Source organism: Shewanella saliphila (assembly GCF_014648295.1).
In the GTDB taxonomy this organism is placed as follows: Bacteria; Pseudomonadota; Gammaproteobacteria; order Enterobacterales; family Shewanellaceae; genus Shewanella; species Shewanella saliphila.
This window is the reverse complement of record NZ_BMQV01000037.1, coordinates 13,611-26,283: the sequence shown is the minus strand read 5'-3', so window position 1 is coordinate 26,283 and position 12,673 is coordinate 13,611. Positions and strand designations below refer to the sequence as shown.

At 43.9% G+C, this 12,673-nt stretch carries 13 protein-coding genes; 10 read left to right on the top strand and 3 right to left on the bottom strand.

Annotated elements, in window-relative coordinates:
• Positions 1-123: 123 nt before the first annotated feature.
• Complete coding sequence (locus IEY48_RS15385; RefSeq protein ID WP_188921892.1) at positions 124-696, bottom strand: DsrE family protein; 573 nt, start codon at positions 694-696, stop codon at positions 124-126.
• Positions 697-787: 91 nt separating this feature from the next.
• On the opposite strand from IEY48_RS15385, the gene IEY48_RS15380 reads away from it, so the two are divergent.
• The 3 genes from IEY48_RS15380 to IEY48_RS15370 all read left to right on the top strand — a co-directional run bounded on the left by IEY48_RS15380 (position 788) and on the right by IEY48_RS15370 (position 2,334).
• Positions 788-1,321: a GNAT family N-acetyltransferase gene (locus IEY48_RS15380; protein WP_188921890.1), complete on the top strand. Its 534-nt coding sequence runs from the start codon at positions 788-790 to the stop codon at positions 1,319-1,321.
• Between the two features lie 222 nt (positions 1,322-1,543).
• The gene (locus tag IEY48_RS15375; RefSeq protein ID WP_188921888.1) at positions 1,544-1,798 is read left to right on the top strand and encodes a DUF2960 domain-containing protein; all 255 of its coding nucleotides are present in this window, start codon (positions 1,544-1,546) and stop codon (positions 1,796-1,798) included.
• A 26-nt stretch (positions 1,799-1,824) separates the two neighbouring features.
• Positions 1,825-2,334, top strand: coding sequence for an RDD family protein (locus IEY48_RS15370; protein WP_188921886.1), 510 nt, complete (start codon positions 1,825-1,827; stop codon positions 2,332-2,334).
• Positions 2,335-2,446: 112 nt separating this feature from the next.
• Here the strand turns inward: IEY48_RS15370 and lptG are convergent, their stop codons facing one another.
• Together lptG and lptF are read right to left on the bottom strand one after the other, a co-directional pair.
• Positions 2,447-3,505 carry an LPS export ABC transporter permease LptG gene (gene lptG, locus IEY48_RS15365; protein WP_188921884.1) on the bottom strand — a complete coding sequence of 353 codons (1,059 nt, stop codon included), beginning with the start codon at positions 3,503-3,505 and terminating at the stop codon, positions 2,447-2,449.
• The gene (lptF, locus tag IEY48_RS15360; RefSeq protein WP_188921882.1) at positions 3,502-4,614 is read right to left on the bottom strand and encodes an LPS export ABC transporter permease LptF; all 1,113 of its coding nucleotides are present in this window, start codon (positions 4,612-4,614) and stop codon (positions 3,502-3,504) included. Before lptF ends, lptG begins: the two co-directional genes overlap by 4 nt.
• A gap of 273 nt (positions 4,615-4,887) precedes the next feature.
• On the opposite strand from lptF, the gene pepA reads away from it, so the two are divergent.
• The 7 genes from pepA to IEY48_RS15325 all read left to right on the top strand — a co-directional run bounded on the left by pepA (position 4,888) and on the right by IEY48_RS15325 (position 12,673).
• Positions 4,888-6,396 (top strand): leucyl aminopeptidase, encoded by a 1,509-nt coding sequence (gene pepA, locus IEY48_RS15355; protein WP_188921880.1) that lies wholly within the window; start codon positions 4,888-4,890, stop codon positions 6,394-6,396.
• Positions 6,397-6,604: 208 nt separating this feature from the next.
• Entirely contained in the window at positions 6,605-7,378 is a 774-nt protein-coding gene (locus IEY48_RS15350; RefSeq protein WP_188921878.1) for a substrate-binding periplasmic protein, read from the top strand.
• Positions 7,379-7,635: 257 nt separating this feature from the next.
• On the top strand, positions 7,636-8,328 hold the full coding sequence (locus IEY48_RS15345; protein WP_188921876.1) for a hypothetical protein: 693 nt from the start codon (positions 7,636-7,638) through the stop codon (positions 8,326-8,328).
• Positions 8,329-8,337: 9 nt separating this feature from the next.
• Positions 8,338-8,709, top strand: coding sequence for a hypothetical protein (locus IEY48_RS15340; protein WP_188921874.1), 372 nt, complete (start codon positions 8,338-8,340; stop codon positions 8,707-8,709).
• Between the two features lie 85 nt (positions 8,710-8,794).
• Complete coding sequence (locus tag IEY48_RS15335) at positions 8,795-9,244, top strand: DNA polymerase III subunit chi (protein WP_188921938.1); 450 nt, start codon at positions 8,795-8,797, stop codon at positions 9,242-9,244.
• Positions 9,245-9,277: 33 nt separating this feature from the next.
• Complete coding sequence (locus IEY48_RS15330) at positions 9,278-12,190, top strand: valine--tRNA ligase (RefSeq protein WP_188921872.1); 2,913 nt, start codon at positions 9,278-9,280, stop codon at positions 12,188-12,190.
• A gap of 144 nt (positions 12,191-12,334) precedes the next feature.
• Positions 12,335-12,673, top strand: coding sequence for a PBPRA1643 family SWIM/SEC-C metal-binding motif protein (locus IEY48_RS15325; RefSeq protein ID WP_188921865.1), 339 nt, complete (start codon positions 12,335-12,337; stop codon positions 12,671-12,673).

The window sequence follows — 12,673 nt, the reverse complement described above, 5'->3', positions numbered from 1 at the left end:
CTTATCGCATTATGTAGTGATGTTTGCTTTGTTATACGTTAAACACTTACGCTGATACCTGGCTTAAATCCCCTAAACAAACCCCAGCCACTGACAATAGCCAAGCACAAAATTAACTGGGGTTTAAAATGGGTTTACACTGTAGCCTTCATGAGCTAATACCGCATGGGCTGTTAACGCAGACAACGCCATGTCAACACCAGGTAATAAATCCTTTTGACTCATGCCGTAATACGCCGCCGTTTGACCGCACACATAAAACCTAACCCCAACTTTCACCAACTGTGCAATCAGGTCTTTATTAGCATTATTTTTTTCAGCATTTAGCATCTGATAGTAGTGTTCTTGAGTCATGTCGCTTGCCGCTTGACCATGCACCACCATCGCTAGTGAAATATCTTCCAGTTTAACGCCTGCTGCTACGTGCATATTAATAAAACGAGCAAGGGTATCGATACGACGATTCAACTCACCGGGTTTAGCCGCTGCACCTAAATCAAAAGCCACCTTAAACTTCATTCCTGCGGGGATTGCCAAGTTACTCTCAATGGCAGCCACTTTACCGTACTCTGTGATCACTGTGCCAGGCTTAAAAGCTTCCATACCCGCAGCGGCCATAAAAGGAGTGCAGGTGCTTGTAATTAACATGGCACCATACAGTGCTCGTTTAGCCAAAAGAGGTAAGCGTTGTTGCATATTTTATCCTTGTCGTTGTTGTTTTTAGGCCTATCATTGGCTCATCCTAACTCACTTTAACACAGATTAACGCTTAGATTTTATGGCGCATATGGGTATAATCGCGGCCAAACCACGCGACAACCTAAATGATATGTCAATTCGCCCAATCATAGCTTCAGACTGGCCAGCCATTATGGCTATTCAGGCGCAATGTTATATTGAATTAACCCCAGAGTCCCTTGCGGTCATGCAAAGTAAATGGCAAGCGTCGCCAACGACATGCTTGGTCATTGAGCAAGCTGAAAACATTGTTGCTTATGCATTAGTCCACCCTTGGCCTCAGGGTGATGCACCGTCTTTAGACACACCCATTACCCCTATAAAGAGTCATAGCTGGTATTTGCATGACATGGCGATTTCGCCAGCGGCTCAAGGTATGGGGCTGGGTAAACAGTTACTCGAGTACGTGATTTACCAAGCGACTCAATTATCTAAACACGGTATTGGTTTGGTTGCCGTTCAGGGAGCAAAAGGCTATTGGCAAGCACAAGGTTTTTTACCCGCAGCCCCCTCCTCAGCATTAAAAGCTGCTTTAAAGACTTATCCTGTTGATGCGTGTTACCTGTATTTAACCCTCGATTAGGCTTGTGAACGAAATAAAGTGTGCTATTTATGGCAACTCATTGGGGTTCTAGTTGGTTATCGGCCTACGAACGTGGGACAATTAACCACACTATCTAACTACACTATTAGCGCACTGGTTGCGTTTGAGTCCTTATCGTCGAAAACATATCTGTTAGATGATATTGATTAAGGGCTATCTTTTTATTTTGAATGTAAATGACATTAATTTCAGGAGTTCGCCATGGCGCGCCAAGTAATTTATACCTTTAAAGGCCAAACCAAAACTATCGCCTTTAGCTATGACATCCACCATGACCTTTATGAAGCCGCAGCTGAGGCGGAAGGGATAGATTTAACCAGATTTCTCGCCATGGAGCAGCAAATAGCCTTAACCTCCAAAAAAGGCGCAAAAGCTGAAAAAGAGTTTCGTAAAACCGAATTTGCACGCTTTGGTTTTACCAGTATTAAGTTTGTTCGCGAAGACGATGAAATCTAATCTCAACTGAGCCTTAAGGAATATCGATGTTAAATTCAGAACATGCCAACTTTCCTCGAGCGAGCTTTGTTCGTCGAGTTGGCGCTATCATTTACGATTCATTATTGGCCGTCGCGGTATACATGTTTGCCGGTGGCATTGGGTTTGGGGTGTTTTTTGCTTTACAAAGCACCGGGGTGATTGCAATGAACGGCTTTGAGCATACCTCAGACTTACTCAATAACACACCGCTTTACCATGGGCTATATCAATTATGGTTGGCATTGTGTGTTTGTAGCTTTTACGCCATATTTTGGAGCCGTGGCGGTCAAACTTTAGGGATGCGAGCATGGCGTTTAAAAGTGCAGCATCCTAATGGTCAAAATCTCAGTTTCATTACCGCTTGCGCTCGCGTGGTGTGGTCTTTGTTAGGGATTGGTAACTTATGGATTTTAATCAACGACGATAAACTGGCTCTGCAAGATATGATGACCCGCTCAGAAGTGGTGGTATTGTCGGTTGAAGCCAATCAAATGCGCAATTGGCACGGCGCATAAAATATCAAGTTAACATTTTGATTTTATAGCAATATAATCATATAAAGGGTAACTCGCGAATAAAAATGGCAACCCATAGGTTGCCATTTTTGTGTCTTGGTTAATGAGACGATTATTTGCGTATGTAATGTATGGCTAAAGCGGTAAATAACAAACTTGGCGCAACAGCCCCAACAAAAGCGGGTAACTCATACACAAGGCTCATAGGGCCAAATATCTGGTTGCTGATATAAAAACTAAACCCAGCCACCACACCTAACAATACCCGAGCCCCCATTGTGACCGTTCGTAGCGGACCAAATACAAATGACAACGCCACCAGCATCATTACCGCCACCGTGATTGGTTGCATAATTTTGCGCCATAACGCCAACTCATAACGGCTAGGGTCTTGCTGGTTAGTTTCGAGGTAATCAAGATAATCAACCAACCCTCTAATCGATAACGATTCAGGTTTTACCGACACCACACTGAGCTTATCTGGCGTTAACGTTGACTTCCATTCATCGGTTTCTAAAAATTCACGAACGACTCTATCGTCTTTTACTGACGTATTTTCAACGCCACTTAATTGCCATATATTACCAGTAAATACAGCTTTCTCAGCATGTGTCACCGACCTTAACTCAAGACTATCGTTAAACTTATACAAGCTAACAGAGTTAAGCATATCCACATTTTGCACTTCGCCGATATTGACAAACATATCGCCATCTTTAGCCCAAATACCACGGTTTGATTTAATTAAACTGCCGCCCGACACTTTAACGGCTTGGAGTTCCTTTGCGCTTTTTTCAGCAACTGGGGCCCCCCATTCACCGAGCACCATCACCATTATCATTAACGGTATTGCGGTTTTCATTGCCGATTGAGTGATTTGCAAACGCGACATACCAGAAGCTTGCATCACGACAAGTTCCGAGTTGGACGCTAACATGCCCATCCCAATTAATGCTCCGAGTAAAACGGCCATAGGGAAAAACATTTCGATATCTCGAGGCACTAAAAACAGCACATAAACGCCGGCATCCATCATGGTATAGTTGCCTCGACCGACAACGCGCAGCTGATCAACCCACTTAATAATGCCCGATAACCCGGTTAAAATTAGCAAACATAAGGCTGAGGTGCTCACAATCATACGAGCAATATAAAGGTCTAAAATTTTCATCCTGCCACCTGTTTACGCTTAAAAAATCCGAGCAACTTCATTCCAGATGGCCGTTCTTTTATCAACAACAATAACCCTAATATCAATGCACAACCGTGGATCCACCACATCCCCAACGATAATGGGATTACCTCATCTTGTAGCGCCTTACGTCCTGCGACCATTAAGCCAAAGTAGCCCAAATACAATAAAATCGCAGGGAACATTTTTGCAAACTTACCTTGGCGCACATTCACCCGAGCCAGCGGTACAGCAATTAAGGTCATTAATGGAATGGCGATAGGGATCGCTAATCGCCATTGAAATTCGGCCACGGCTTCAGAGCCAGGTGTCGCCAGCAACTCATCGACTGGCAATGCAGACAATTTACGTCTACGCTCGTCGATTTCTTGCTCTTTAATTTCCATTTTATAGCCACCAAACTCAATAACTTGTATATCCAGTGACTTAGGGTTGCCTTGATAACGCACCCCTTTTTCGAGCTCTAATTGCTGGCTGCCGATATCGTCTTCTGTCACTCGCCCTTGCTGAGCAACCACAAGATTAGTTAAGCCATCTTCATCTTCAGGATCAGGTAATTGCGCCACAAACACTTTATTGAGAGTATTATCTTTATTAATCTTTTCAACAAATAACACCGCTCGACCGTTAGGGCTGGTTTGAAAGCGCCCTTGAGTTAGTGCGGCAAGTCCGGCTTCAGACTGAGCTTTTTCTAACACCTGATTTTGGCGCTCTTCTGCCCATGGGCCAACATAAATAGACAAATAAGCCGTAAAGACGAGGTTAACTAACGCCAGCAGCAATGTCACCCGAGTTACATACCACTCACTGACCCCCACGCCATGCAAAACCACCATTTCATTTTCAGCATACATTCGCCCATGGGCTAATAAAATCGCTAAAAAGAAACTAAGAGGAAGCACCAACACCGTCAACTGAGGCAAATTCAACCCCAATAACGTCAACACTAACGATGCCGGAAATTCGCCGTCAGAAGCGTCGGCTAACACGCGCACAAATTGTTGGCTGATAAAAATAGTTAACAGTACTAAAAGTACTGCAAATTGCGCTTTTAAAACTTCACCAATCAGGTATCTAAATACAATCACAAGTAGGATCCGGTGGCTAAACTTATCTTTTTACTGGTATCAGAGCAACTTTCATGTAAACTGTCTACTTTCAGAAGTTTTGCTAGTTTTCTGACCAGCGCGGAAGGTGCTTTGGGGTCGTGGTTAACATCTATTTTGGCTGTCAATTTTCGCCTATTTTTAGTTAATAATCCCAAACAGTTAACACCTTTTCGTTGAATATATGCCAGATGGCCTAATGCAAACATTATCTAATAAATATAAAAATTTGTCTTTAAGAATCTAGGAGTGCTCATGGAGTTTAGCGTAAAGAGCGGCAGCCCCGAAAAACAACGTTCAGCCTGTATCGTTGTTGGTGTCTACGAACCCCGCCGTTTGTCTGGTATCGCAGAGCAATTGGATAAAATCAGTGAAGGTTACATCAGTAACCTACTTCGTCGTGGTGACCTTGAAGGTAAACCAGGACAAATGCTGCTATTGCATCATGTACCAAACGTATTGAGTGAGCGCGTGTTATTAGTAGGTTGTGGTAAAGAGCGTGAGTTAGACGAGCGTCAATACAAACAAATTATCACCAAAACCATTAGCACCTTGAACGAAACCGGTTCAATGGAAGCAGTATGCTTCTTAACAGAACTGCATGTCAAAGGCCGCGACACCTACTGGAAAGTTCGTCAAGCCGTAGAAGCGACTCAAAACAGCTTATATTCATTTGACGCATTAAAGACCCGCAAGGGTGAAACTCGTCGTCCACTGCGTAAAATGGTATTTAATGTACCAACACGCCGTGAGTTGACCATTGGCGAGCGCGCAATTGAACACGGCACGTCAGTGTCTGCGGGTATGCATTTATGCCGCGACGTGGCAAACATGCCACCTAACATTTGTAATCCAGCTTATTTAGCGTCACAAGCGCGTCAAATGGCTGAAGTACATGAAAACCTTAAAGTCACCACCATTGGTGAAGAGCAAATGGCCAAATTAGGCATGAACTCTTACCTTGCGGTAGGCCGTGCTAGCTCAAACGAGTCGATCATGACCGTGATGGAATATCAGGGCGCAGTCAACAGCACTGAAAAACCGATTGTATTAGTGGGTAAAGGGTTAACCTTTGACTCGGGCGGAATTTCATTAAAACCTGGCGAAGCCATGGATGAAATGAAATACGACATGGGTGGTGCAGCAGGTGTTATCGGCACCATGAAAGCATTGTGTGAAATGAAGTTGCCTATCAATGTGATTGGTGTACTGGCCGGTTGTGAAAACATGCCTGCTGGCAACGCTTACCGCCCTGGTGACATTTTAACCACCATGTCTGGCCAAACGGTTGAAGTATTAAATACCGACGCTGAAGGCCGCTTAGTATTATGTGACGTATTAACCTACGTTGAGCGTTTCGAGCCAGAATTGGTTATCGATACAGCAACCTTAACCGGCGCTTGTGTGATTGCATTAGGCAAACACGCTTCAGGCTTGTTTAGCTCGCATAATCCATTAGCACATGAATTGCTTAATGCTGGTGAACAAAGTGGCGACCGCGCATGGCGCATGCCATTGTGGGATGAGTACCAAGACATGCTTGATAGCCCATTTGCTGACATGACTAACCTGGGTGGTCGTCCTGCAGGTTCTATTACAGCCGCTTGTTTCTTATCTCGCTTCGCGAAAAAGTACAACTGGGCGCATTTAGACGTAGCAGGTACAGCTTGGAACAGTGGCGCAAACAAAGGGTCAACCGGTCGTCCGGTACCTATTTTAAGCCAGTTCTTAATTAATCGTGCTGGAGTTGAAATTAGCGAATAACGCTAAAACCTTCTCTATAAAAAGGTAAAGCATATCTGCTTTACCTTTTTTTATTCGTTTGCATTGTACATTTATTGAACATGCAGAGTTGATGGTATAAACTGCACCGCTATAACAATTAGGATAAAAAACTCATCACAATCATAGGGATTTGATTAATGACACAATATAAACCGCATACAAACTCATTGACCTATGAGCCTTTGATATGAAACCTCCTTATTTGTCATTTCAACCTTTACTTTTGGCGATCACTTTGTTGCTCACCGCCAATGTAACCGCGGCACAACCCACAACCAAACTGATGACCTATCCGTTACGCCCTTTCAGCTATCAGCAAGATGGCATGGTAACGGGATTCGCAGTAGACATTGTTAACGCCATAATACAAAACTCGCACATCGATGCCCAAATTGAGATGTATCCTTTTAATCGGGGCTTTCAACAATTAAAGTCACAATCCAATACCGCCCTATTTGCTATCGCTAAACGACCTGAGCGAGAACAAAACATGAAGTGGGTTGGACCGATTATTACCAGTGGAGTGTATTTTTATAAAAAACGCAGCGCTAACCTGACGTTATCTCGATTAGACGATCTTAAACGTTTGCAAAATGTGGGAGTTGTACTTGATAACGCTGATCACAGTTACTTAAACAGCATAGGGTTTACCAACCTCAGTACTGATAACGATCAATTACAATCGCTCAAAATGCTCAGTTATGGGCGGGTTGATGTTGCCCCGATGAGCGAGTTGGTCATGCCATTTTTAGCACAAGCCGCAAATATTGATATCAATACCATTGAACGCACGTCCATTAAATTATACGACTCAACCTTATATATTGCTTTTTCAGCCGATACCAGTGACGAGATTATCGCGCAATGGCAGCAAGCATTTGATCAACTCAAAACATCAGGGCACTATCAAACTATTTTCGATCAATACTTTAACAAAGAAATAAAAATTGCCAACCACTAAACAGCACCTTATTAAACAGCAAGTTATGTAACATCGCAGTACTGAAAACCTATTGTCGTACCGACCAACCATTGTGCCAATCACATTAGCCAAGCGCCTTTTTATCAATCTAACAATGGCTATCTTTAATCAATTTCAAAGCATCTACAGCTAAACAATTGTTAACTTGTTACACATACGTAACAAGCCTATTATCTCGTTTGCAAACATAATAAGTCCATAATCTATAAAACAAACTCGCAGAAAGAGATCTTCAGGTGAAAGCGCTAAAAGTCATCATCATTACAATCGTTAGTGCATTGGCCCTTTATGGGTTAGTGGCAATTTTATTGGGCTGGCTACTCAGCTCCATGTGCGGTAACACCGTTTACACCGAATCGCTATCATTAGATAAAATGTACAAGGCTGTCATTTTTGAACGCAGTTGCGGCGGTGCTTCTGACTACTCAACTCAAATATCAATCATCAAAGCTGACGAGCAACTGTGTGACAATTGCGCTGGCGATGTGCTCGTTGCTAATGGCCATCCTAACGACAATAAACTCAACTTAGTCTGGTTAGGGCAACAAGATTCTGACAATCAACATCTGCAAATTCATGTTCCTGCTGACATTACAATTGAGACTCAAGCAAGCAGCTGGTCCTCTTGGTTTGATAGTATCGATATTTCCTACCCTGTATTTGAGCAATATCCAGTAGTCTGTGAACAAAACCCGCAAGCTAAAGCATGTCAATTCATCACAAATGATCAAAAATTTATTGATGTGTTAATTCAATTTAAAGACTTTAAAAACCATAAAGCACTTGCCGTATCAGTGAGCGATAGTGGTCATATTCGCTATGGCTACGGTTTTGGTTATGATTCCATGTTAAAAGCACAACGCAGAGCATTAAATGAGTGCACCAAAGGCACAAGCCCTACTCATGTAAAATGTGAATTCATTCGCTAGGGGCAAGTAATGCAATTTGAGCGTCAGCAATACAAAACACATCTCATTGATAATCACAAAATAGAGGTCAGTTACGACCGCTTTACGACTCGTTTTAACTTATCCATTAATGAGCAACGGGTTTATACCCGGCTACTACTGCTAGGCCCATGGCGTAAACAGCAACTAATGATTAATGATATTCCTTACTATTTTACAATTAGATGGTTTGTGCTGTGGCGTTCAAGCTTAACGCCACAGCAACCATGTCCTCACCGGCTCTCCATCAAAGAGCTATTACCTCAACGGCGTAGAAAATCCATTATGATCGCGCTCTATATCGGCTTAATCAGCACGATTAAACTGACGTTAGGGATACTCAGCGAGTCCAACATCCTATAAAAACCACTACAGACAACCATTAACCCGCAAGCGATTTTAGTGTAAACTCGTGGCCAAATTATTAACCGGTAAAAAGCTGCACAACATGACTCAAGCCTTGTTTTACCTTATGCCTGATAATCATAATCAAATGAGTGCATTAGATGCGCTTTATTTGGCTGCCTGCCGGTTAGCTGAACAACACTATCGTCAACAAAAAAACGTCTATATTCATTGCAAAGACAAGCAACAAGCCTATGCAATTGATGAGTTACTGTGGCAATTTGAGCCCAATGCCTTTGTGCCGCACAATTTAAAAGGTGAAGGCCCCGTGACAGGGGCGCCGGTCGAAATTGGTTTTGACACCTTAGGGCCAAATAAAAGTCGCCAAGTTCTGATTAATCTTGCAGACCACATGCCCACTTTTGCGGTAAACTTGCCCCATATTATCGATTTTGTCGCTAATGACGATGAGCTCAAGCGCATTGCCCGCAATCGCTATCGCCAATATCAAAGTGCAGGCATTACACCTAGCACTCAAGCATTAGCGGAATAAACACTTAATTTAGATAGAGAACATAACGCTCCTATGGAAAAAACATACAACCCAAAGTCTATCGAACAAGCTCTTTACCAAAACTGGGAAGAGCAAGGTTACTTCAAGCCGCATGGCGATGAATCACAAGGCAACTATTGCATCATGATCCCGCCACCGAACGTAACCGGTAGCTTACACATGGGTCACGCATTCCAAGACACGATCATGGATACCCTCACCCGCTATGAACGCATGAAGGGCAAAAACACTTTATGGCAAGTGGGTACCGACCATGCCGGTATTGCGACTCAAATGTTAGTTGAGCGTAAACTTGAAGCGGAAGAAGGTAAAACACGCCATGATTTAGGCCGTGATGCCTTTATCGACAAAGTATGGGACTGGAAAGCACAGTCTGGCGGCACTATCACCAAACAGCTTCGTCGTATGGGCGCCTCTGTTGATTGGAATCGTGAACGTTTTACCATGGACGAAGGCTTATCAAAAGCTGTGCAAGAAGTGTTTGTACGCCTATATGATGATGAATTAATTTATCGCGGTAAGCGCCTAGTGAACTGGGATCCAAAGCTGCACACCGCCATTTCAGATTTGGAAGTTGAAAACAAAGAGAAGCAAGGCCACATGTGGCACTTTCGCTATCCTTTGGCGCAAGGCGCACTTACCGCAGACGGTAAAGATTATTTAGAAGTTGCAACAACCCGCCCTGAAACCATGTTAGGTGACAGTGCCGTAGCCGTACACCCAGATGACGAGCGTTACCAGTCACTCATTGGTAAGTTCATTTTACTGCCAATCGTCAATCGTTTGATCCCAATCGTTGCCGACGATTATGTCGACATGGAATTTGGTACCGGCTGCGTAAAAATCACCCCAGCACATGACTTTAACGACTATGAAGTGGGTAAACGTCATGCATTGCCTATGTACAACATCTTCACCCTAGATGCATCTGTACGTAGCTTTGTTGAAGTGATTAACACCGACGGCACGCCAAACAAAGACGTCGAAATGGCACTACCTGAGCGTTATGTTGGGCTGGACCGTTTTAAAGCACGCGACGCTATCGTGGCAGAGTTTGACACCTTAGGCTTACTTGAAAAAGTGGCTCCGCACGGCTTAAAAGTGCCTTATGGCGATCGCTCTGGTGTGGTCATTGAACCATTACTAACAGACCAATGGTATGTTGCGGTTGAGTCTATGGCCAAAACCGCCATTGAAGCGGTTGAAACCGGCGAAATCAAATTTGTGCCACAGCAATACGAAAACATGTATTTCTCGTGGATGCGCGACATTAACGACTGGTGTATTTCACGTCAGTTATGGTGGGGACACCGCATTCCTGCCTGGTACGACGAAAACGGTAAAGTGTATGTTGGTCGTAACGAAGCAGAAGTGCGCGCCAAACATAAGCTTGCCGACTCAGCAGTACTGCGCCAGGACGATGACGTACTTGATACCTGGTTCAGCTCAGCATTATGGACCTTCTCAACCCTAGGTTGGCCAGACAATTTAGAAGACTTAAAAACCTTCCACCCAACCGACGTGTTGGTCACAGGTTTTGACATTATCTTCTTCTGGGTTGCCCGCATGATCATGATGACCATGCATTTCATTAAAGATGAAAACGGCAAACCACAGGTGCCTTTTAAAACCGTTTACGTGACCGGTCTTATCCGTGACGAAGCCGGTAACAAGATGTCAAAATCGAAAGGTAACGTACTTGACCCGCTCGACATGATTGACGGGATTGAACTCGAAGCCCTAGTTGAAAAGCGTACCGGCAATATGATGCAGCCACAGTTGGCCGCAAAAATTGAAAAGAGCACTCGCAAAGAATTTGCCGATGGTATTGAAGCCCACGGCACCGACGCACTGCGCTTTACTTTAGCCGCAATGGCATCAACCGGTCGTGACATTAACTGGGACATGAAGCGCCTAGACGGTTACCGCAGCTTCTGTAACAAGTTATGGAATGCATCACGTTACGTGCTGATGAACACCGAAACTCAAACCAACCCAGACAGCGATGAAGCCGGCACGCCACTTGATTGCGGCCAAATCTTAGTGGACGGCAAACCAGGTGAAATGGAACTGTCATTAGCCGACCGTTGGATTATTGGTTTATTTAATCAAACCGTGAAAACCTTCGACGACTATATGGCTGCATACCGTTTTGACTTAGCAGCGAACACTTTATACGAGTTCACCTGGAACCAATTCTGTGACTGGTATTTAGAGTTAACCAAACCCGTAATGCAAAATGGCAGCGAAGCACAAATGCGCGGTACACGCCATACCTTGGTGACTGTACTTGAAAAAATGCAGCGTTTAATGCACCCAATCATGCCGTACATTACCGAAACCATTTGGCAACGTGTTAAGCCTTTAGCTGGCGTAACAGGTGACACCTTAATGTTGGCCACTTTCCCAACCTATCAAGCGGATCAAGTTGATGCCACCGCAATGGCTGATTTGGAATGGGTTAAGCAAGTGATTGTGGCAGTGCGTAACATTCGCGCTGAGCTTAACATTGCACCGTCGAAGCCACTTAACGCATTAGTGCGTGGTGTAAGCTACCAAGACCGTATCCGCCTTGAAGCCAACCAGGCTTTCTTTGCAAGCCTTGCTAAGCTTGAAACCATTACAGTGTTAGAAGAAGGTGAAACGGCGCCAATGTCGACCACGCAGTTAGTGGGCGATATGGAACTGCTTATCCCAATGGCAGGCTTAATCGATGTTGCTGCTGAAATGGCTCGAATCGACAAGCAGCTTGAAAAACTGGCGCAAGAAATTGCCCGTATTGAAGGCAAGCTTTCTAACCAAGGCTTTGTGGCTAAAGCCCCTGCTGCAGTCATTGAAAAAGAACGTGCAAAAATGACCGGTTTAACTCGCGATATTGAAAAATTAAACGAGCAAAAAATTGAGTTGGCTAAAATAGACGCTTAATCAATCAGTTAAATTTATACGAAAAACCAGCGATGCGTCGCTGGTTTTTTATTTTACACTTATATCAAACTTTAATATCTCATTTTGCGTTTTTGCTGTATAAGCTTGCGCCAATATCATCATTCTATTTAATGGGTCAAAACCATGTCTGATAAATTCTTTTTTAAAGGTCGTAGAACCCCAAAGCCAGCCTATGGCGAGAGCGGTTATAACACCAAGCGTACCACCAAACCCGGCACAGAACTGTCGCCATTATTGTTGTCGGTGCAAACCGATGAACGTAAAGCAGAAGTTGCGGCATTGGTTGCTGAGCATAAGCTATTTGCTCACATTACGGTTGATGCTGATAAAGCTGAGAACATTATTGAGCTAACAGGACTGCTAAATAAGCCTAAGTCAGTGAGTTTTGAAGCCAAACCTAATCGCAACGACGCTTGTACCTGCGGTAGCGGCAAAAAGTACAAAAAGTGCTGTGGTGCTTAA

What these genes read in the sequence shown, in the direction of transcription:
- IEY48_RS15385 (WP_188921892.1), bottom strand. Translation starts at nt 696, where the DNA reads ATGCAACAACGCTTACCTCTTTTGGCTAAACGAGCACTGTATGGTGCC.
- IEY48_RS15380 (WP_188921890.1), top strand. Translation starts at nt 788, where the DNA reads ATGGGTATAATCGCGGCCAAACCACGCGACAACCTAAATGATATGTCA.
- IEY48_RS15375 (WP_188921888.1), top strand. Translation starts at nt 1,544, where the DNA reads ATGGCGCGCCAAGTAATTTATACCTTTAAAGGCCAAACCAAAACTATC.
- IEY48_RS15370 (WP_188921886.1), top strand. Translation starts at nt 1,825, where the DNA reads ATGTTAAATTCAGAACATGCCAACTTTCCTCGAGCGAGCTTTGTTCGT.
- lptG (WP_188921884.1), bottom strand. Translation starts at nt 3,505, where the DNA reads ATGAAAATTTTAGACCTTTATATTGCTCGTATGATTGTGAGCACCTCA.
- pepA (WP_188921880.1), top strand. Translation starts at nt 4,888, where the DNA reads ATGGAGTTTAGCGTAAAGAGCGGCAGCCCCGAAAAACAACGTTCAGCC.
- IEY48_RS15350 (WP_188921878.1), top strand. Translation starts at nt 6,605, where the DNA reads ATGAAACCTCCTTATTTGTCATTTCAACCTTTACTTTTGGCGATCACT.
- IEY48_RS15340 (WP_188921874.1), top strand. Translation starts at nt 8,338, where the DNA reads ATGCAATTTGAGCGTCAGCAATACAAAACACATCTCATTGATAATCAC.
- IEY48_RS15335 (WP_188921938.1), top strand. Translation starts at nt 8,795, where the DNA reads ATGACTCAAGCCTTGTTTTACCTTATGCCTGATAATCATAATCAAATG.
- IEY48_RS15330 (WP_188921872.1), top strand. Translation starts at nt 9,278, where the DNA reads ATGGAAAAAACATACAACCCAAAGTCTATCGAACAAGCTCTTTACCAA.
- IEY48_RS15325 (WP_188921865.1), top strand. Translation starts at nt 12,335, where the DNA reads ATGTCTGATAAATTCTTTTTTAAAGGTCGTAGAACCCCAAAGCCAGCC.